This window comes from Micromonospora sp. NPDC047465 (genome assembly GCF_040643125.1).
In the GTDB taxonomy this organism is placed as follows: domain Bacteria; phylum Actinomycetota; class Actinomycetes; order Mycobacteriales; family Micromonosporaceae; genus Micromonospora.
The window spans coordinates 135,202-155,479 of record NZ_JBEYTP010000014.1; the positions used below are offsets into that span (position 1 = coordinate 135,202).

Annotated in this window: 17 protein-coding genes and 1 pseudogene; 10 read left to right on the top strand and 8 right to left on the bottom strand. The window is 74.7% G+C overall.

What is annotated here, in order from left to right:
* The 4 genes from ABZ793_RS15695 (at position 1) to ABZ793_RS15710 (ending at position 4,211) form a co-directional block, all read left to right on the top strand.
* Positions 1-1,281 carry an ABC transporter permease gene (locus tag ABZ793_RS15695; RefSeq protein ID WP_357457315.1) on the top strand — a complete coding sequence of 427 codons (1,281 nt, stop codon included), beginning with the start codon at positions 1-3 and terminating at the stop codon, positions 1,279-1,281.
* A gap of 14 nt (positions 1,282-1,295) precedes the next feature.
* The gene (locus tag ABZ793_RS15700) at positions 1,296-2,000 is read left to right on the top strand and encodes a cytidine deaminase (RefSeq protein ID WP_357457317.1); all 705 of its coding nucleotides are present in this window, start codon (positions 1,296-1,298) and stop codon (positions 1,998-2,000) included.
* Between the two features lie 139 nt (positions 2,001-2,139).
* Positions 2,140-3,420 carry a thymidine phosphorylase gene (locus tag ABZ793_RS15705; RefSeq protein ID WP_357457320.1) on the top strand — a complete coding sequence of 427 codons (1,281 nt, stop codon included), beginning with the start codon at positions 2,140-2,142 and terminating at the stop codon, positions 3,418-3,420.
* Positions 3,421-3,530: 110 nt separating this feature from the next.
* Positions 3,531-4,211 (top strand): DUF4272 domain-containing protein, encoded by a 681-nt coding sequence (locus ABZ793_RS15710; protein ID WP_357457322.1) that lies wholly within the window; start codon positions 3,531-3,533, stop codon positions 4,209-4,211.
* Between the two features lie 42 nt (positions 4,212-4,253).
* On the opposite strand, the gene ABZ793_RS15715 is transcribed toward ABZ793_RS15710, so the two are convergent.
* From ABZ793_RS15715 to ABZ793_RS15735, 5 genes are all read right to left on the bottom strand, one after another.
* A complete protein-coding gene (locus ABZ793_RS15715; RefSeq protein ID WP_357457324.1) occupies positions 4,254-5,129 on the bottom strand; it encodes a putative RNA methyltransferase in 876 nt (291 codons plus the stop codon).
* Position 5,130: 1 nt separating this feature from the next.
* On the bottom strand, positions 5,131-5,775 hold the full coding sequence (locus ABZ793_RS15720) for a response regulator transcription factor (protein WP_350712079.1): 645 nt from the start codon (positions 5,773-5,775) through the stop codon (positions 5,131-5,133).
* Positions 5,763-6,980: a sensor domain-containing protein gene (locus tag ABZ793_RS15725; RefSeq protein ID WP_357457326.1), complete on the bottom strand. Its 1,218-nt coding sequence runs from the start codon at positions 6,978-6,980 to the stop codon at positions 5,763-5,765. Before ABZ793_RS15725 ends, ABZ793_RS15720 begins: the two co-directional genes overlap by 13 nt.
* Positions 6,977-9,160 carry an MMPL family transporter gene (locus ABZ793_RS15730; RefSeq protein ID WP_357457328.1) on the bottom strand — a complete coding sequence of 728 codons (2,184 nt, stop codon included), beginning with the start codon at positions 9,158-9,160 and terminating at the stop codon, positions 6,977-6,979. Before ABZ793_RS15730 ends, ABZ793_RS15725 begins: the two co-directional genes overlap by 4 nt.
* Before the next feature lie 115 nt (positions 9,161-9,275).
* A complete protein-coding gene (locus tag ABZ793_RS15735) occupies positions 9,276-9,749 on the bottom strand; it encodes a MarR family transcriptional regulator (protein WP_357457330.1) in 474 nt (157 codons plus the stop codon).
* 143 nt (positions 9,750-9,892) lie between these two features.
* Here ABZ793_RS15735 and ABZ793_RS15740 point away from each other — a divergent pair, with 143 nt between their 5' ends.
* Entirely contained in the window at positions 9,893-10,306 is a 414-nt protein-coding gene (locus tag ABZ793_RS15740) for a PPOX class F420-dependent oxidoreductase (RefSeq protein WP_357457332.1), read from the top strand.
* Positions 10,307-10,416: 110 nt separating this feature from the next.
* On the top strand, positions 10,417-11,496 hold the full coding sequence (locus tag ABZ793_RS15745; RefSeq protein WP_357457334.1) for an adenosine deaminase: 1,080 nt from the start codon (positions 10,417-10,419) through the stop codon (positions 11,494-11,496).
* Positions 11,497-11,517: 21 nt separating this feature from the next.
* On the opposite strand, the gene ABZ793_RS15750 is transcribed toward ABZ793_RS15745, so the two are convergent.
* Positions 11,518-12,123 (bottom strand): ATP-binding protein, encoded by a 606-nt coding sequence (locus ABZ793_RS15750; protein WP_357457336.1) that lies wholly within the window; start codon positions 12,121-12,123, stop codon positions 11,518-11,520.
* Positions 12,124-12,315: 192 nt separating this feature from the next.
* On the opposite strand from ABZ793_RS15750, the gene ABZ793_RS15755 reads away from it, so the two are divergent.
* From ABZ793_RS15755 to ABZ793_RS15770, 4 genes are all read left to right on the top strand, one after another.
* Complete coding sequence (locus ABZ793_RS15755) at positions 12,316-15,930, top strand: nitrate- and nitrite sensing domain-containing protein (RefSeq protein ID WP_357457338.1); 3,615 nt, start codon at positions 12,316-12,318, stop codon at positions 15,928-15,930.
* Complete coding sequence (locus tag ABZ793_RS15760) at positions 15,927-16,331, top strand: roadblock/LC7 domain-containing protein (RefSeq protein ID WP_007455462.1); 405 nt, start codon at positions 15,927-15,929, stop codon at positions 16,329-16,331. The genes ABZ793_RS15755 and ABZ793_RS15760 overlap by 4 nt, the downstream gene beginning before the upstream one ends.
* Positions 16,332-16,424: 93 nt before the next feature.
* On the top strand, positions 16,425-16,802 hold the full coding sequence (locus ABZ793_RS15765; RefSeq protein ID WP_030329021.1) for a DUF742 domain-containing protein: 378 nt from the start codon (positions 16,425-16,427) through the stop codon (positions 16,800-16,802).
* A gap of 1 nt (position 16,803) precedes the next feature.
* A complete protein-coding gene (locus ABZ793_RS15770; RefSeq protein WP_242796714.1) occupies positions 16,804-17,397 on the top strand; it encodes an ATP/GTP-binding protein in 594 nt (197 codons plus the stop codon).
* 88 nt (positions 17,398-17,485) lie between these two features.
* Here the strand turns inward: ABZ793_RS15770 and ABZ793_RS15775 are convergent, their stop codons facing one another.
* On the bottom strand, positions 17,486-18,709 hold the full coding sequence (locus ABZ793_RS15775) for an ABC transporter substrate-binding protein (RefSeq protein ID WP_357457340.1): 1,224 nt from the start codon (positions 18,707-18,709) through the stop codon (positions 17,486-17,488).
* A gap of 129 nt (positions 18,710-18,838) precedes the next feature.
* Positions 18,839-20,278, bottom strand: a pseudogene (locus ABZ793_RS15780) (transposase); the annotation flags it as partial.

Below are 20,278 nucleotides of genomic sequence, written 5' to 3' on the forward strand. Positions count from 1 at the left end.
ATGTCCACCATGGCTGTCGAAGACGTCGCCGTCGCCCCCGTCGACCTGGGGTTCTGGACCCGCACCCGCAAGGTCGGCGCCGTGCTGCTCGGGCTCGGCCTGCTGGCGACGGTGCTGTTCGGGGCGCTCGCCACCGGCGAGCAGGCCCGCTTCACCCTCAGCGAGGACGCCGCCGGCGCCGCCCTGAAGATCGACGGCACGCTCGGCGCGATCGGGTTCGGGATCGTCGCCGTGGCCGCCGGCGTCGCGATGCTCGCCGGGCTGCCGAAGCGCTGGTTCACCCTCGTGCTCGGCGTCGGCCTGGTCGGCTTCGTGCTGTCGTTCCTCTGCTGGCAGGTCTCGGCCGCGCCGAACGGGCAGAACTTCATGCCGCTGGTCAACATCGTCCGGGGCACGTTCATCCTGGCCCTGCCGCTGATCTTCGGCGCCCTGGCCGGCGTGCTGTGCGAGCGCTCCGGCGTGGTCAACGTGGCCATCGAGGGGCAGTTGCTGATGGGCGCCTTCAGCGGGGCGCTCTTCGGCAGCCTCTCCGGCAACGTCTGGGTGGGCCTGGTCGCGGCGGCGCTCGGCGGCGCGTTCATCTCCCTGCTGCTGGCCGTCTTCTCGATCCGCTACCTGGTCGACCAGGTGGTCATGGGCATCGTGCTCAACCTGCTGGCGGTCGGCGTCACCGGCTTCCTCTACGAGCGGCTGATGCAGCCCAACGCGCAGAAGTACAACAGCGCGCCCCGGTTCAGCAACTGGGAGATCCCGCTGTTGTCGGACATCCCGCTGATCGGGCCGGCGCTGTTCCGGGGCAACATCTTCCTCTACCTCGGCCTGCTGCTGGTGCTGGTCATCCACATCGCACTGTTCCGCACCCGGTGGGGCCTGCGGACCCGCTCGGTCGGCGAGCACCCGACCGCCGCCGACACGCTGGGCGTCCGCGTGCTCGGGCTGCGCTACCGCAACGTGCTGCTCGCCGGGGTGGTCGCCGGCATCGGCGGCGCCTCGTACACGCTGGCGCTCTACTCGTTCACCAAGAACATGATCGGCGGCAAGGGCTTCATCGCCCTGGCCGCACTGATCTTCGGCCGGTGGAGCCCGACGGGGGCGCTGCTTGCGGCGCTCTTCTTCGGCTTCGCCGACCAGCTCGCCACCTACCTGGGCGCGATCAACAGCGCCATCCCGAGCCAGTTCCTGGCCATGCTGCCCTACCTGGCGACGATCCTGGCGGTGGCCGGTCTGGTCGGCCGGGTCCGGGCGCCGGCCGCCGACGGCAAGCCGTACATCAAGGGCTGACGGGGGAGCACGACATGGAGATCGACTGGGAGCGGCTGCGGGCCGCCGCCACGGACGTGATGCGGCACGCGTACGTGCCGTACTCGAAGTTCCCCGTCGGGGCGGCCGCCCTGGTCGACGACGGCCGCGTGGTGGTCGGCTGCAACGTGGAGAACGCCGCGTACGGCGTGGTGCTCTGCGCCGAGTGCGGCGTGGTCTCCTCGCTGCACGCCACCGGCGGCGGCCGGATCGTCGCCCTGTCCTGCGTCGACGCCACCGGCGAGCCGCTGATGCCGTGCGGCCGGTGCCGCCAGCTGCTGTGGGAGCAGGGCGGCCCGGAGTGCCTGATCGAGGCCAAGGGCGGCCCGCTGCGGATGGCCGAGCTGCTGCCGCACGCCTTCGACGTGGCCGACCTCGAGGCGGTCACCGGGGAGGCGCCGGTGCCGGTGGTGCCGGAGCGGCTGGCGGCCTGGCGCGGCCGGGGCACGGTCTTCGTGCACCCCGACCTGTCCGCCGGCCAGCAGGTCTGGACGGCCTACTGGGAGCGGTCCGCGGGGGACAGCGAGGGCGCCGAGACCGGCGTGCTCGAGGAGGGCCCGAGCTGGGACGACCCGGCGGAGGCGATCGCCTGGGGGCACGCCCGCACGCCCCGGGTCGTGGTCGTGGACGCCTCGGGCACGATCTTCTGGGCCGGCGAGGGCGAGCCGCCGATGGAGATCCCTGTCCGCTGGGGTGGTTGAGCTCGGAGCGGCTGGGGCCTGCCGTACCCGGCTCCGGGCGGTCAGGCTTGATCCCTCCGCCGGGCACGGCAGGCCCCAGCCGTCGGTGGTCGCGGTCCGCGGATCGGTATCTGCACACGACTAGGGAAGATCTTTTGTGATGAGTGGTTTTGCGGCGGTTGACGTCATCCGGGTCAAGCGGGACGGGGGTGTGCTCTCCGACGCGCAGATCGACTGGGTGGTGGATGCGTACACCCGGGGGCTGGTCGCCGACGAGCAGATGTCGGCGTTGGCCATGGCGATCCTGCTGCGTGGCATGACCGCGCCGGAGATCGCCCGGTGGACCGCCGCGATGATCGCCAGCGGGGAGCGGCTCGACCTCTCCGCCGTCGACCGGCCGACCGTCGACAAGCACTCCACCGGCGGCGTCGGCGACAAGATCACCCTCCCGCTGACCCCGTTGGTGGCGGCGTGCGGCGCGGCCGTGCCGCAGCTCAGCGGTCGTGGCCTCGGCCACACCGGCGGCACGCTCGACAAGCTGGAGTCCATCCCCGGCTGGCGGGCGGCGCTGCGCAACGAGGAGTTCATCGCCCAGCTCCGGGACGTGGGGGCGGTGATCTGCGCGGCCGGCGCGGGGCTCGCCCCGGCCGACCGCAAGCTGTACGCGCTGCGTGACGTGACCGGCACCGTCGAGGCCATCCCGCTGATCGCCAGCTCGATCATGAGCAAGAAGATCGCCGAGGGCACCGGGGCGCTGGTGCTCGACGTGAAGGTCGGCTCCGGCGCGTTCATGAAGTCCGTCGAGCACGCCCGCGAGCTGGCCCGGACGATGGTGGAGCTGGGCGGCGCGCACGGCGTGCGGACCGTCGCCCTGCTCACCGACATGTCGACCCCGCTCGGCCTGGCCATCGGCAACGCCGTCGAGGTGACCGAGTCGGTCGAGGTGCTGGCCGGGGGCGGCCCCGCCGACGTGGTCGAGCTGACCCTGGCGCTGGCCCGCGAGATGCTCGACGCGGCCGGGCTGCCGGACGCCGACCCGGAGGCCGCGCTGCGCGACGGCCGGGCGATGGACTCCTGGCGCGCGATGATCCGCGCCCAGGGCGGCGACCCGGACGCCCCGATGCCGACCGCGAACGAGGTCGAGGTGGTCCGCGCGGACGCGGACGGCTTCGTCGCCTCGGTCGACGCGTACGCCATGGGGGTGGCCGCCTGGCGGCTCGGCGCCGGACGGGCCCGCAAGGAGGACCCGGTCAGCGTGCCGGCGGGGGTGGTGCTGCACAAGCGGCCCGGCGACCCGGTGCGGGCCGGCGACCCCCTCTACGAGCTGCGCGCGGAGCACGCCGCCCGGATCCCTGCGGCGCGGGACGACGCCGCGCGGGCGGTGCGGATCTCGCCGACCGCGCCCGCCGCGACGCCGTTGGTCATCGAGCGCATCGGCTGAGCGGGGCGGTCGCCGAGGCGGCATGGTGCCGGCCGGCTCGGAGCGCTATCCTCCCTGGCCAGGGGGACAACCGGCGCCGAGTCGTCGCGAGGAGACAGGACATTTCCGCCGTGACCGTACCTGCCCCCGATCCACGGGAGGTGCGTGAGGCGAGCCTGGACGAGTTGTCCCGGCTGCGTCTCCCGCTGCCGCCACCCCAGTTCCCGCTCGTGTGGGAGCCCGGCGACCAGATCGAACTGCGACCCACCGCGGAGATCGAGGCCCGGATCGCCGTGCTGCACCTGATCCTCGCGCGCTGCTTCGGGATGCCGCCACAGGCCGCGATGAGCTGGCTGCTCACCTCGCACCTGGTCGAGATGGTCACGCCGCCGGAGTTCCAGTTCGTGACCGGCGGCAAGGGCGACCACCGGTCGTTCGTGCTGCACCACGACGCGCTCTTCGCGCTGGCCTGGGTGCTCGGCCTGACCAAGCAGCTCGACCCGACCCTGCCGGTGGACGAGCGGCTGGTGGAGCGGATGCCGCACATCCCCGGCGGGGAGACCTTCGGCCAGTGGCGTGCCCGGATCCTCGCGGCCCCGCAGCACCCCGCCGACGCGGCCGCGCTGCTCGACCTGCACTACTGCCTGGACTGGGCGTACCTGGAGACGGAGCGGGCCGGCCGCACGCCGCCCGGCCTGGTCGACGCCAACGCCATCGGCCAGCGCCGGTGGGCGCTGGAGTGGGCGGTGATCCTGCGGGGGCCCTACCACGACGAGCCCCCCGGCTGGGAAGAGGTCGACCTCTCCACCTGACCCGCCGGGTCGGCCGGGGCCTCGCCACCCCGACCTGCCGGGTCAGCGCGGGGCCGGCCGCCAGACGGTGAGGTCCACCGCGACGGTCACCCGGACCGGCTCGGGCAGCGCGGTGACCCGGGCGGCGAGCCCGGCCGGGTCGGTGTGCCACGCGCTCGGGCCCATCCCGACCAGCGTCGCGACCTCCGGCCCGGTCAGCGCCAGCTCCCGCCGGTGCCCGGTCGACGCCACCTGCGCGAAGCGCCCGCCCAGACTCTCGGCGACCCGGTCCGCCTTGGCCGGGTCCACCCGGAGCAGGCCGAGCGCGCCGACCAGCTCGGCGAGGTGGTCCTCGGCCGGCGTGACCACCAGCAGGGAGCCGGCCGGGTCGAGGACCCGGTGGAACTCCGCGCCGTTGCGCGGGGCGAAGACGTTCAGCAGCACGGCGGTGCCGGCGTCGGCCAGCGGCAGCCGCTGCCAGGTGTCGGCCAGCGCCGCCGCCGCGCGGGGATGCGCCCGCGCCGCCCGGCGCAGTGCCGGCTTCGACACGTCCAGGGCCAGGCCCACCGCGTCCGGCAGCGCCGCCAGCACCGCCGCGAGGTGCCGGCCGGTCCCCGCACCGGCGTCCACCACCAGGGGGTACGCCTCGGGCCGCGCCGCGCGGACCCGGTCCGCGGCCTCCGTCGCGGCGGTGGCGAGCGCGGTCGAGATCAGGTCGTAGTGGCCGGCGGCCAGGAAGTCGGCGCGGGCGGCCACCATCTCGGCGGTGTCCCCGGCGTGCGGGGCGCGGCCGGCGAGCAGGTTGACGTAGCCCTGCCGGGCGACGTCGAAGCTGTGCCGGCGCGGGCAGCGCAGCGCGGTGGCGGTGCCGGCGGCGGCCTCCGCCAGCGGCTCGGCGCAGACCGGGCAGCGGAGCCGGTCGACGATGCGGGTGTCCACGTCAGGCGTCCAGGTACGTCAGCACCGCGCGTACCCGCCGGTGGTCGTCGTCGCAGTCGCGCAGGTCGAGCTTCGTGAAGATCGAGTTGATGTGTTTGCTGACCGCCTTCTCGGTGACCACCAGGCGCTGCGCGATCGCGCCGTTGGAGCGTCCCTCGGCCATCAGCGCCAACACCTCGTGCTCGCGCGGGGTGAGCCGGCCCAGCGGCGCGGCGTGGGCCGGCCGGGCGAGCAGCTGCGAGACCACCTCGGGGTCCATCGCCATGCCGCCCCCGGCCACCCGGTGCACCGCGGCGACGAACTGCGCCACGTCGGCCACCCGGTCCTTGAGCAGGTAGCCCACCGCGCCCGCGCCGTCGGAGAGCAGTTCCCGGGCGTAGAGCTGCTCGACGTACTGGGAGAGGACCAGCACCGGCAGGCCGGGCACCCGGGCGCGGGCGGCCAGCGCCGCCCGCAGCCCCTCGTCGGTGTGCCCGGGCGGCAGCCGGACGTCCACCACGGCGACGTCGGGGCGGTGCTCCAGCAGGGCGGCGAGCAGGTCGTCGCCGGTCTCCACGGCGGCCACCACCTCGTCGCCGTACGCGGTGAAGAGCCGGATCAGCCCGTCGCGCAGCAGCACCAGGTCCTCGGCGATCACGATGCGCACGGCAGCTCCACGTCGACCACGGTAGGCCCACCGTCCGGGGAGCTGATCCGCACCCGGCCGTCGAAGACCGCGAGCCGCCGCCGGATGCCGGCCAGGCCCGTGCCCCGCGCCGGGTCGGCGCCGCCCCGACCGTCGTCGGAGACGGTCAGCCGGACCGTGCCGTCGACCCGGTGCAGCCGCACCGCCACCCGGGCCGCGCCGCTGTGCCGGGCGGCGTTGGTGATCAGCTCGGCGACGGTGAAGTAGAGCGCCGACTCCAGCGGGGGCGCCAGCCGCTCGGGCAGGTCGACGTCCAGGTCGACCGGGAGGGCCGCGCCGAGGGCGAGGGCGGCGACGCCCCCGGCGAGCCCCCGGTCCGCCAGCACCGGCGGGTGGATGCCGCGTACGACGTCGCGCAGCTCGGACAGGGCGGTGCCGGCGGCGGAGCGGGCCTCGGTGACCAGCCCACGGGCCGCCTCCGGGTCCCGGGCCAGCAGTTCCTCGGCGAGGCCGAGGTTCATCGCCATCGCGACCAGCCGCGCCTGCGCGCCGTCGTGCAGGTCGCGCTCGATCCGGCGCAGCTCGGCCGCCTGGGCGTCGACGGTTTGGGCGCGGGTGTCGGCCAGTTCCTCCACCCGCTCGGCGAGGGCCGCCCGGGCGGTCGGCGCGAGCAGCGCCCGGGTCAGCCGGTGCTCCAGGTGGAGCAGCCCCCGGGGCAGCCAGTACGCCCCGACCCCCACCAGCAGCGCGAGCACCACGGCCAGCGCGGCGTTGCGCAGCGAGTCGATCGGCAGGCCGAGGAAGTTGTCGACCGCGCCGGGCGCCACCGTGTGGATCAGCGGCAGGGCGAGGCCCTGCGCGACGCCGAGCCAGAGCCCCACGGACAGCACCACGGCGACCGGGGCGAGGCAGAAGTGGGCGAACAGGAACGCCAGGTCCCGATAGGTGGCCGGATCCCCGGCCGCCGTCCGCAACCGGGCCGCCAGCCCGCCGGTCACCGGCCGGTACGGGGACCGGACCGGTGGGCCCGGCACCCGGCGGCGCTGCCGGTCCAGCAGCGTCCGGGTGCCGGCGAGGGTGCGGTCGAGCAGGGGGAGGCCGACGCCGAGCAGGCTGAGCCCGGCGGTGAGGAGCGTGGCCAGCGCGAACCCGATGCCCGCCCCGGCCAGCCCCGCCGCGACGGCCAACTGGTGCAGCTCCCGCCATGCCCGCCGCACCCCACTCATCGGGCCATTGTCCCAGCCGGCGCGGCGTCTCCCGTCGGCGCGGGGACCGGTCCGGCCTCCGGCGCGACGCCCGGCAGGGGAGCGGGGCCGGGGCGGGGGCGGGTACGGGCCGGCCAGAAGGCGGCCCGACCGGTGAGCGCGGCCAGCGCCGGCACCAGGAGCCAGGAGAGCCCGAACGTCGAGATCAGCACGCCGACCGCGACGGCGAGCCCGATCTGGGCCAGCATCGGCGACGCCACGAGCACCCCGAAGCTGCCGGCCAGGATGACCCCGGCGGCGGCGACCGCCGGGCCGGCCCGGCGTACTGCCTCCGCGGCGGCCTGACGGGGCGGCCGTCCCGCGCGCAGTTCCTCCCGGAACCGGGCGATCATCAGGATGTTGTAGTCGGTCCCGATCGCGGTGACGAAGAGGAACACGACCAGCGGCAGTTGGAAGTTGAGCCCCGACTGGCCGCCGAGGACCTGGAACACCAGCACGCTGGTGCCGAGGGTGGCGGCGAACCCGAGCGCGACCGCCGCGAGCAGGCCCAGCGAGGCGAGCAGGCCGCGCAGCATCAGCAGCAGGAGCAGCCCGATCAGCCCGGCGGCCACCGGGAGGATCAGCCGGAGGTCCTCGTCGAGCACGGTCCGGATGTCGGCGAAGGTGGCGGTCTCCCCACCGACGTACGCCCGGGTGCCGGGCGGTGCGGCGGCGTGCGCGGCCGGGCGTAGTTGGTCCTCCACCGCGTCCATCGCCCGCTGCGAGTACGGCGGCTCGGTGAGCAGCAGCCGCACCCGGGCCACGTCCCCCTCGATCTCGACCCCGCCCGGGGCCGCCACGATCGGCACCTCGGCGAGGCGTGCGGCGAACCGTTCGGTGGTGGCCGCGTCCACCCCGGCGCCGGTGAGGTACACGACCGTCGGGGAGAGCGTCCCGGCGGGCAGGCCCGAGTGGAGCCACTCCAGCGCCCGGGCCGACTCGGAGCCGGGTGGCAACGTGTCGAGTTCGTAGCTGGGCCGGAGCTGGAGCGCGCCGAGACCGAGCAGTAGGAGGGCGGCGACCGTGGCCAGCGCGACCCGGGCCGGCCGGCGGGCGACCAGGCGGGCGGTCCGGGCCGACCGCCCGGTCGCCTCGTCGCCGCCGTGGCCCGGCGTCGACCCGGCACGCGGCGCGACCAGCTTCGCCGGCCACCAGCCCCGGCGGCCGAGCAGTGAGTAGACCGCGGGGAACAGGGTCAGCGCGGCGGCCACCATGAGCAGGACGGCGACGGCCAGCGCCGGGCCGAGCACCTGGAAGGAGGCGAGCCGGGAGAGCACCAGCGCGCCGAACGCCACCGCCACGACCAGCGCGGACACGGTGACCACCCCGCCGATCCGGCTGGCCGCGTGGACCATCGCGGTACGGCGGTCGTCGCCGGCCCGGAGACGTTCCCGGTAGCGGAAGAGCAGGAAGACGGCGTAGTCGGTGCCGATGCCGAGCAGCACGACCGGAAGCAGGCCCGTGGTGGAGGCGTCCAGGGCGTATCCGAAGACCTTCCCGCCCAGGGCGAGCAGCCCGGCGGCGGCCTGCGCGACCAGCAGCACGAGGAACAGGTTGAGCAGCGCGATCGCCGGGCTGCGGAAGACGACCAGCAGCAGGACCAGGATCACCAGCATCATGGCGCCGTGGACGATCATGTCGAGCAGGAAGCTGTCGGCCGCGCCGGCGGCCTGCCCGGTCCAGCCACCGACCAGGCCGGTTCCCGCCAGCGCGTCGTCGGTGGCCGCCCGCAGCCGCTTGACCGTCTGGACGGTCGTCTCCGCGTGCGCGGCGTCGGGCAGGCGCGCCTCGGCCAGGCGGAGCCGCCCGTCCGGGGCGGTCGCGCCGGCGGTCACCCCGGTGACGCCGACGACCCGCAGTTGCTGCGGCAGCCGGTCGATCCGGGCGCTGTCGTCGGCGGTCAGTGCCGCCCCGTCGGCCCGTCGGACGACCAGCACCGCGCTGCTGCCCGATGGTTCGGGGAAGATCCGGGATCCGATCGCGGCGGCCCGCGCGGACTCGTACCGGTCGGGCAGGAACTCGGCCTGGCTGTCGGCGGGCCGAGGTCCCTCCGGCCCGTAGACGACGAAAGTGGCGGCGGTCAGCGCGGCGATGGCGAGCAGCCAGCCGGCGATCACCCGCCCCGGACGCCGGACCACCGCCGTGGCCAATGTCGTGAACACGTGCAACTCTCCCCGCGTCGGCTTCTGGTGACGCCAGTGACGCTAGGCAGCCGGACGGGTCACTTCGATGGTGCGCGCACGCCGGTCGGATGGTGGTGCCTGCACCACCATCGGTTCACCGTCGGGCCCGGTCCATCCCGGTCAGGTGGTCGACCACGCGGTGGGTCAGCGCGTCCAGCGCGGCGACCTCGTCGGGGGTCAGCAGGTCGATGAGGTGCCGGCGGACGGCCGCCACGTGGCCCGGGGCGGCGGCCTCGATCGCGCGTCGGCCCTCGGGGGTGAGCGCGACGACCGCGCCCCGGCCGTCCGTCGCGCACTCCTCGCGGGTGACCAGGCCGCGCTGCTGCATCCGGGTGAGGTGGTGGGAGAGCCGGCTGCGGGACCAGAGCATCCGGTCGGCCAGCTCGCTGAGCCGCAGCCGCTGGTCGGGGGTCTCCGAGAGGTCGGACAGGACGTCGTAGTCCGGCTCGGACAGGCCCGCGTCCCGCGCGAGCTCGCGGGCCAGTTCCAGGTCGAGCAGGCGGCGCATCCGCCGGTAGCCCCGCCAGGCGCGCTGCTCCCGGTCGTCGAGCCAGCGTGGTTGCTCCATGCCGTCATCGTAGCCATCTGGTTGACATGTCACCAACCCGCTCCTAGGGTGCGTGACATGTCAACCAGATTGCCCGGCCGGCTGGTCCGGCTGCTGACCGGCCTCGTGCTGACAGCCGCCCGCGCCCCGCTGCGGGTGTCGGCGTGACCGCCCGCCTGTGGGAGTTGTTCGGCGAACGCGGCCGGGGCGTGCTGGTCACCCTGCGCCGGGACGGCCGACCGCAGCTCTCCAACGTCGACTACCTGGCCGAGCCCGGCCTGATCCGGTGCTCCACCACCGCCGGCCGGGCCAAGGTGCGCAACCTGCGCCGCGACCCCCGGGTCAGCTTCCACGTCACCACGGCCGACGGCGGGGCGTACGCCGTGGCGGAGGGGACGGCCGCGCTCACCCCGCCGGCGGCGGCGCCCGACGACGCCACCGTCGAGGAACTGGTCGAGGTCTACCGGCGGATCCGCGGCGAGCACCCCGACTGGGCCGACTACCGGGCGGCGATGGTCGCCGACGGCCGGCTGGTGCTCCGGCTCACCGTCGACCGGCTCTACGGCTGGCGCCCCTGACCGACGCGGCGTCGCCCGGTCCGGCCGTGGCACCGGCGGCCTCCCGGGGCGTGACCCCGGCCCCCGCCGGTCGTGTGGGCCGGGAGGGCGGGGCCGACTAGGGTCTGGGCATGGTCGCGACAATCCGGTACGAGGACATCGTCAAGGTCCCGAAGGCGCTGCTGCACGATCACCTCGACGGCGGCCTGCGGCCGGCGACAATCGTCGAGCTGGCCGCCGAGGCAGGCCACGAGCTGCCCACCGCCGACCCCGAGGCGCTCGGCCGGTGGTTCGTCGAGGCGGCCAACTCCGGCTCCCTGGAGCGCTACCTGGAGACGTTCGCGCACACCGTCGCCGTCATGCAGACCGCGCCGGCGCTGCGCCGGGTGGCCCGGGAGTGCGCGCAGGACCTGGCCGCCGACGGGGTCGTCTACGCCGAGGTGCGGTTCGCCCCCGAGCAGCACCTGGAACGGGACCTGACCCTGGACGAGGTGGTGGAGGCGGTGCTGGCCGGCTTCGCCGAGGGCAGCGCGCTGGCCGCCGAGGCGGGCACCCCCATCCGGGTCGGCACCCTGCTCACCGCCATGCGGCACGCCGCCCGGTCGCAGGAGATCGCCGAGTTGGCCGTCCGGCACCGGGACGCCGGGGTGGTCGGCTTCGACATCGCCGGCGCCGAGGCCGGCTTCCCGCCCACCCGGCACCTGGACGCCTTCGAGTACCTCCAGCGGGAGAACTTCCACTTCACCATCCACGCCGGCGAGGCGTTCGGCCTGCCGTCGATCTGGCAGGCGATCCAGTGGTGCGGGGCGGACCGGCTCGGTCACGGGGTGCGGATCGTGGACGACATCACCCCCGGCCCGGAGCCGGTGCTCGGCCGGCTGGCCGCGTATGTGCGGGACAAGCGCATCCCGCTGGAGCTGTGCCCGTCGTCGAACGTGCAGACCGGCGCCGCCGCCTCGATCGCCGACCACCCGATCGGGCTGCTGCGGGACCTGCGCTTCCGGGTGACGGTCAACACCGACAACCGGCTGATGAGCGGCACCTCGATGTCGCGGGAGATGGCCCTGCTGGCGGACGCCTTCGGCTACGGCTGGAAGGAACTCCAGTGGTTCACCATCAACGCGATGAAGAGCGCCTTCATCCCGTTCGACGAGCGGCTGAAGATCATCGACGAGGTGATCAAGCCGGCGTACGCCAAGCTGCTGGGCTGAGCGCGGGCCGCGCGGCCGGCGTCACGGGCGGTGCGGGTGGCCGGCGAGCAGGCCGGCCACCCGGCGCAACACCTCGCCCGCCCGGGCGGCCTCCGCGCCCAGGCCGGTCTGCCGGCGCAGCACGGCCGGCTCGCTGCGCAGCAGCGTCAGCCCCCGGCGCACCAGCACCCGGGGTGCCTTGCGCTGCTCGGCGAGGTCGCGGGCCAGCCGGCGCACGAAGGTCGCGCCGCGCGGCCGGCGCAGGGCGTACGCCCCGGCGAGCAGTCCCCGCCGGCGGCACTCCTCGACGATGTCGGCAGCGAAAATCCCTTCGGCAACGAAAAGTGGCGAACCAGCTATGTCGAATGGCCGGGTGGACACGCGGCGGTCCTCACCGATCGCATAAACCGGCACATCGGCCTTGCCCTCCCTGGCCAGTCGGGCAATCGTTTCCACGGCCGCTTCGGCGTCCCAGGACCGGGGTGACTCCCAGTCGACCAGGCCGTCGCGTCGCGGCAATGTAGGGTCGTCGCCGTCCTTGTAGAAGTCGTCCAGGCAGAGCACCGGGAGGCCAGTTCGCTGCGCTATGTACGACTTTCCCGAGCCGGAAGGGCCGGCGAGCAGGACAACGCGGTGGGGGTGATCCATTACCTTCAGTGACTCCGGCCAGACGGTCTGCGATCAAATTGCATCAACATCTCATCACACCTCGAGTGACGGCCAACCTGGGCTTTCTCTTTCAGGGGTAGCGTGATGGAATCTCGGATGGTCCGACCCGCCGGGTCGGCCGCTGGGCGTTGCCCGAGGGCGACGCCGACGCATAATCGCGAGGGCGGTGACGTGAGCAAACGGCCAAAGACGGCGGGCTCCTTCCTGTCGCGGCTGCGCCGGCCGGCCGGTCGGCTCCGCGACATGCCGATCTGGTCCAAGCTCGGTCTCATCATGATCGTGCCGACCATCGCCACGGTCGTCGTGGGCACCAGCGGTCTGGTGGACCACCTGGAGACCCTCAACAATGCCAACCGCGCCGGTGACCTGGCCAATCTCGTCGGCTACTCGGGTGACCTGGTCGACACGCTCCAGGACGAACGGACCAACGCGCTGCGCCTGCTGGGCGTGCCGAAGGGGCAGGACGCGGCCCGCTTCAAGCAGGCGTACGAGGAGGCCAACGGCCGGGTCGACAAGGCATGGGGGCCGTACTCCCAGCAGCGGGGCAAGGTCGAGGACCTCCCGGCCAACCTCGAGACCCTGCTGCGCGAGATCGACCAGACCCTGACCGACCTTTCCGGCACCCGCAGCCAGGTCTTCAACGGCAAGCTCGGGCTCGTCCCCGCGATGCAGGCGTACGACGGCCTGATCGACAACCTGCTGAGCGTCCGCGACTCGGCCACCCAGCTCGCCGGCGACAACGAGCTGAGCGACCAGATGCGCGCCGCGACCGCCACCGCCCGGAACAAGGAGTTCCTGTCCCGCCGCCGGGACGTGGTGCACCGCGCGTTCATCCAGCAGCGGCTCACGCCGAACCTGCGCAACGAGTACATCGCCGCCAGCACCGGCTCCAGCCAGTGGCTGCAGAGCTTCCGGGTGGTGGCCTCCCAGTCCGAGCAGGAGTACTACGCGCAGGTGGTCGCCGGCCCCGACCTGCGCGAGGCGAACACCTACAACAGCTGGCTCAACGGCATCACCACCGCCGACACCCTGACCGGCGCGCCGTTCGACGCGGACGAGTGGGACGCGGCCATGGTGGCCAACGCCAAGCTCATCCGCACGGTCGAGTCGAAGATCGACGGCGACGTCGTCGCGGTCGCCGACGACCTGCGCTCGGACGTGCAGCGCCAGGTGTTCCTGGAGACCGGCCTGCTGCTCAGCATGCTGCTGCTGGCCATCCTCTTCGCCTACCTCGTCGCCCGCTCGATGGCCCGCTCGCTGCGCGACCTGCGGCAGGGCGCCCTCTCGATCGCCCAGTACGGCCTGCCCCAGGCGGTGGCCCGGCTGCGCGACCCCCAGGTCACCGGCCAGCTCTCCCCGGTGCAGCTCGCCAACCAGATCGCCGAGCCGCTGCCGGTGCGCAGCAAGGACGAGTTCGGCCAGGTAACGGAGGCGTTCAACGCGGTCCACCTGGAGGCCGTCCGCACCGCCGCCGAGCAGGCCGCGCTGCGCGCGTCCGTCGCCACGATGTTCGTCAACCTGGCCCGCCGGTCGCAGATCCTGGTCGACCGCCTGATCGGTCACCTGGACCGGCTGGAGCGCGGCGAGGAGGACCCGGACCGGCTGGCCGAGCTGTTCCAGCTCGACCACCTGGCCACCCGGATGCGCCGCAACGACGAGAACCTGCTGGTGCTCGCCGGCGCCGACTCCACCCGCGTGCAGCGCGAGCCGGCCGCGCTGATCGACGTGCTCCGGGCCGCCCAGTCCGAGGTCGAGCACTACACCCGGATCGAGTTCGGGGTGATCGACCGGGACATCGAGGTCGCCGCGCACGCCGTCAACGACATGGTGCACCTGGTCGCCGAGCTGTTCGACAATGCCACCGCGTTCTCGCCGCCGGACTCGCACGTCATGGTCGAGGCCCGCCGGGTCGGCGACCGCGCGTCGCTCTACGTCGAGGACCGGGGCATCGGCATCAGCCCCGAGCAGCTCAACGAGCTCAACGAGCGTCTCGCCACGCCGCCGCAGGTGGACGTGGCGGTTTCGCGGATGATGGGCCTGGTCGTGGTCGCCCGGCTGGCGTCCCGCCACGGCGTCAAGGTCGAGCTGCGTCCCGGCACCGACCGGGGCACCGTCGCCGAGGTGGTCATGCCCACGTCGGTGCTCGTGCCCCGGGCCCTCTCCGGCCGCGTGCAGTCGTCGCCCGCCCTGCCCGCCTCCGGCGCCCCGTCGTCCGGCCCGGCATTCGGCGGGCCGTCCTCCGGTCCCGCCCCGGCGTTCGGCGGGCCGTCGTCCGGCCCCGCCCCGGCCTTCGGCGCGCTGCCGGCGCTCGGCAGCCGCCCGGCCAACCCGACGCCGACCCAACGCCCCGGCGAGTCCGGCAACCAGGTCACCCTGGGCGGTCGGCCGTTCGACCCGGCGCCGCGTAACGGGGCCGGCACGTCGGCCTCGACGGGTGGGACGCGGTCCATGCCGGCCTGGTCCGACCTGACCGGCGCCAGCGGCACCACCAACGGCGAGGCATTCCGGCCGCGTACCTCCAACGGCCAGCCGATCGACCCGCTGCCGCAGCGGCGGTCCAGCGACGACCCGGACGCGACCGGCCAGCAGTCCGCCGTCCCGCGGCAGCTGCCCAGCAGCCCCGAGGCCCGGCCCTACTCGGCTCCGCCGGTCCCGCCGATCTCCGCGCCGCCGGCGCCCTACGCGGGACCGCCGGTGTCGACCCCGCCGATTCCCTACTCCGCGCCCCCGGTGTCCAGCCCGCCGGTCTCCGGCATGCCGGTCTCGGCGTCGCCGGTCTCCGGCCATCCTGTCTCGGCGTCGCCGGTCTCCGGCCACCCGGTCTCCGCCGCGCCGTTCTCCGGCCCGCCGGTCTCGGCGCCGCCGAGCGGCCCGCTGCCGCAGCGCCCGGTCCCCGGCGCGCAGGGCCCGGCCACGCCGGCACCGCCGGCCTGGCCGCCGGTCGCCGGGGCGGAGCGTGACGCCGTGACCCCGCCGGTGCCCGAGCGCCTCGCCGCCGCGCTGGACATGACCACCGAGCTGCCGCGGGTGCCGCGCCCCGGCGCGGAGCACCCGGCCGCCCCGGCGCCGGAGCCGGCTGCCGCGCCGGCCCGGCCGACCGCCCCGCAGCAGGCCCAGAACCGGCAGCGGTACGCGGACGAGACGATGGAGCTGCCGATCTTCCGGGAGCTCGAGTCGGCCTGGTTCCGGACCCGTCGGCCGGGCCCGGAGGAGGCGGCAGCGCCCGCCGCGAAGACGGCGGCCAACGGCGCCGCGACCCAGCAGTTCGCCCGGGTCGACGCCGGCGGTCCGGGCCCGCAGCAGACACCACTCGGGACAGGTAACGCACCGATGGCAGAGAAGCCGACGGCCGGAGGAGCGCCGCGCGAGAACGGATCGGTCAACGGGGCTGCCCGCCCCGGTGTCGCCGACAGCTTCGGTTATCGCCGGTCCTCGCAGCAACAGGGCAGCGGCTGGCAGACCGCCGCCGACGACGGGTGGCGGGCGGCTTCGGCGGCGACCGAGGTGCCGGTGGCGGCTACCACCTCGACGGGGCTGCCCAAGCGCACCCCCATGGCACAGTTGGTGCCGGGCGCGGTGGAGAAGCCCGCCACCTCCGTGCAGCGGCGCACGCCGGAGGGGGTCCGTGGCCTGCTCTCGGCATACCACCGGGGCGTGCAGCGGGGGCGTACGCATCCGTCGGACAGCAACCCGACCAACCCGGAGGCGACTCCGGGAGGGCAGCAATCCTCGCAGTCTGGCTCAGGCCCGGTGGCCGGGAGCAGGCAGAAGGAGCAAGAAGGATGACAACTACGCAGGATCTCGGTTGGCTGCTGGCCAACTTCGCGGACCGGGTGCCCGGCGTCGCGCACGCGGTCGCCGTCTCCGCGGACGGCCTGCTCCTCGCGTCGTCTCGGGACCTCCCGCGTGACCGGGCCGACCAGTTGGCCGCGATCGCGTCCGGCCTGGTCAGCCTCACCCAGGGCGCGGCCCGCTGCTTCGAGGGAGGCGCGGTGCTGCAGACGGTGGTCGAGATGGACAACGGCTTCCTGTTCCTGATGTCCATCTCGGACGGCTCGTCGTTCGCGGTGCTCGCCGCCCGCAGCAGCGACGTCGGGCAGGTCGGCTACGAGATGGCCCTGCTGGTCGACCGGGTGGGCGACGCGTTGACCCCGCAGCCGCGTGCGGCCGCGGGCATGCTGGGCTGACGACCTGCTGGCCGGTGAGGTCGGCGGGGCGACAACGACAACGACGGGCTCCATCCGGAGCCGGTGCCGGGTGCGAAGGAGGTGAGCGGCGACATGGCCGATCGTGACGAACCGACCGGAGCGTTGGTCCGTCCATACGCCGTGACCCGCGGTCGTACCCGCCCCCGTCTCGACATCGCGTTGGAGGCGCTCGTCGAGACGACGGTGCGCGGCCGGGCCGCTGCCAATGGCAACGGCGGCCAGGGTCGCGAGCACCAGTACATCGCCGCGCTGTGTGACGGACGTGTGCAGTCGCTCGCCGAGATCGCGGCGCGGATGCAGCTCCCGCTCGGTGTGGCCCGGGTGCTCATCGCCGACATGGCGACGGACGGCCTGGTCGCGGTCCACGAGCCGACCATTCTGGACGACTCGGACGACGCGGTGGGCACTGAACTGCTGGAGAGGGTGCTGAGTGGACTTCGCAGGCTCTGACATGTCGCACCGGCCGCCGGCCCCGAGCGGGCGCGTGACGTCGGCGAAGATCGTTATCGCCGGTGGATTCGGCGTCGGCAAGACGACGCTGGTCGGCTCGGTCTCGGAGATCACGCCGCTGACGACCGAGGCGATCATGACCTCCGCCGGCGTGGGCGTCGACGACACCCGGCAGGTGCCGGGCAAGACGACGACCACGGTGGCGATGGACTTCGGTCGTATCTCGATCGACCGCGATCTGATCCTGTACCTGTTCGGTACGCCGGGTCAGACCCGGTTCTGGTTCATGTGGGACGAACTGGTGCGCGGCGCGATCGGCGCGGTCGTGCTGGTGGACACCCGCCGGCTGGCCGACTGCTTCGCGGCGATCGACTTCTTCGAGCACCGGCGGCTGCCGTACCTGGTGGCCATCAACTGCTTCGACGGGATGCAGTACCACGACCCGCAGGACGTCCGGGACGCGCTCGCGATCTCGAGCGAGGTGCCGGTGGTGGCCTGTGACGCCCGGAACCGGGAGTCGACGAAGCACGTGCTGATCTCGCTGGTCGAGTACGTGCTCACCATGCGGCGCTCGCGCGCCGTCGCCCCGGCCTGATCGCCTCGACGAGCGCCCGGCGGCGGCTCCGGCCGTCACCGGGCGCTCGTCGTTGCCCGCGTCCGGGTCGGGCCGGCGCGGGCGGACGTCAGGACACCCGGGTCCAGGCGCCCGAGCTGACGGTGTAGAGGCCCAGCGACCCCTGGTCCATGCCACCGTGCCGGATGGGGGTGAAGGAGTACATCCCCACCATCCCCTCGGTGACCTGGTTCTGCAGGAACGCCCGCAGCCGTCCACGGTCGACGCTGGTGGAGAGCCGGGCCGCGTCGGCGATCAGCTGCACGGCGTCGGACGCGTACGGGGCGAAGCCGCTGAAGCCGCCGTGCAGCTGCACGTAGCGGTAGACGAAGTCCTTGCGCTGCAGCGCCGACATGGTGGTGTTGGCGAGCATGGCGCCGCCCAGCGAGACCGGGTGGACCGCGTACGCACCCTCCATCAGGGAGGCGTTGGTGCCCTCCAGGGTCTCCTCGGCGACCGCGCCCGCGTCGAGGAACACCGGCCCGTCGTAACCGGCCCGGCGCAGCGCCCCGACGGCGGCGGCCGAGTCCGGGGCGGTCGCCCAGACCACCACGCCGTCCGGGCGGGCGGCGGCCGTCGAGCGGGCGGCGCGACGGAATTCCTCGCCGGTGCGGGGCAGCCGGACGCTGGCCGCCGGCTCCATCCCGGCCGTCCGCAGGGCCCCCGTCATGGCCCGTACGCCGGAGTCGCCGTGCAGCCCGTGCGCGGCCAGCACCGCCACCCGGCGCAGCCGCTGCGAGGCGACCAACCGGGCCAGCCGCCGGGCCATGTCACCGGCGTCCGGGGTGAGCTTGTAGACGTACGTCCGCTGCGGCAGCGGCAGCACGATGCCGTCGCCGAAGCCGAGCGAGAGGAACGGCACCCGCTGCTGCTGCGCCACCTCGGCGAGGGCGATCGAGGTCTCGGCCATGGTGCCGCCGAGCAGGGCGTGTACGCCGGTGTCGCGGGCCAGCTCGGTGGCCTGCCGGGCCGCCAGCCGGGGATCGCCGGCGTTGTCCCGCACCTCCAGCCGTACGGTGCGGCGCAGGTTGCCGACCGGCACGCCCTTGTCGTTGAGCGCCTCGGCGGTGATGTCCAGCGCCCGCTGCTGAAGTACGCCGAGTGCCGCACCGGGCCCGGTCAGCTCCAGGCTGGCCCCGATCAGCAGCTCGTGACCGCCCGGCGCGGCCGTCCTGACGGGATCCTGCTCGCCCGCATCGCCGCGCCCGCAGGCGCTGAGCAGCAGGCTGCCCGCCGCCGCGGCCAGCAGGCCGCGACGGGTGAGCACGGAGGGGTTGGTTGCCGATGTCGCCACGAGTCGCCTTCCCACCCCGGCGACCCCTGCCGCCGGCTGTTCCGCCGGGTATGCTCCCGGCCGCCGCGACCCGGCGTCAAATTATCCGGGTGTGGGCAGGAACACGCAGGTGGAAGGCGGTTTGTCCACTCAGGAGCGGTAGCCGGCGGAGCGGTACTCGTATTCCCGGTCGTCGTCGCGGTCGCCGGTGTCGCGGCTGAAGTCCCAGCCCCCGGCGGCCTCCCGGCCGGGTCGGCCGCCGACCGCGAACCCGCCGATCTCCTGCCCGCGGCGCCAGCCGCGGAAGTATCCGGTGGTGTTCTCGGCGAGGCTCGCCGCGTCCCGGACGATCCGCAGCGGACGCTCGTCCCGCAGCGGGGACCCGGGGACGAGGTTGGCCTGCGGGACCCGCCTGGGCAGGCCGGCCGCGGTCTCCGCGCCGACCGCCGGGCGGGCGGCCTGCTCGGCGGCCTGCCAGCCGGTGTCGGCCGTGGTGGACCAGTCCAGGTCGGACTCCTCGGCGTGCCCGACGAACCAGGCGGACTTCGCCTGGGCGAAGATCAGCAGGTCGCCGTCGCCCTCGTCCGAGACCGGCGGAGGCCGCCGCTCCACGGGCGGCGCCGGTCGATGCTCGGCCACCGGGCGTTCGGCGCGGGGGGCCGGTCGAGCGTTGCGTCCGGGCTCCTCGCGGTCGACCAGCCGCAGCGGCGGCGTCTCCGGCTCCGCGGCCTGGCCCGGCCCGCCGCGCAGCGCGCGGTCGGCCAGCGGCGGCGGCTCGACCAGGCGCAGCATCGGCGGTTCCTGGGGCAGGTCGTCGGCGAGCCAGGGCGGGGTGACCCGACGCTCGGCGCCCGGGTCGGTCGGCGCGTCGACGCCGCTCCCGCCCCGGTCGCGGTAGGAGCCGGCGACCGGGTTCTTGGCCGGGCTGTCGGACGGGTCCTCCGGGTTGTTGACCAGTGGCCAGTTGGCCCGGGAACCGGGGGGAGCGGACTCCTGGTCGGGCCGCGGCGTGGGCACGGGCACGCTGTGGTCGGTGGCGCTGAAGCCGCCCGTGGGTGCGGGGGGCTCGCCGGTGGTCTTGGGCCGGGGTGGGATCACTGTGCGCTGCCGCTCGGCGCGGGCGCTCTGGATCGCCGCGGTGGTCAGCGTGGGCCGGAACGGCTCCCCGGCCTCGGCCGGGGGCACGGTGCCGCGCTGTGCCGGGGCGATCGGGGTGATGCCGGGCGGCGGGGGCGGCGGCGCGGAGACCGGGCGGTTGGTCGGGCCGTCGATCCGGCTCGGCGTCGAGGCCGGCCGTGCGGGCGGCGCGGAGACGGGCGGACCGGCCACCGCGGCCGGGGTCACCGGCGCCGGGGCGACCGGTGGCGGCGCGACGGGCGCCGGGGCGACCGGCGGCGGGCCGAGTGGCCGCGGCGCCGGGGGCGGAGTCGCGCCGGAAACGGGTTCCGGCCGGCTCCGGCGACCGCCGGACGGGGCCGGCTCGGGCTCCGTCACCCGGACGGGACGCAGGCCCGCTCCGGTGGGGGCGAGGCCGGGAAGGTCGCCGACCGGCTCGCCGCGTCGGGGCGCGCACCGTCGGGCGGGGGGGGC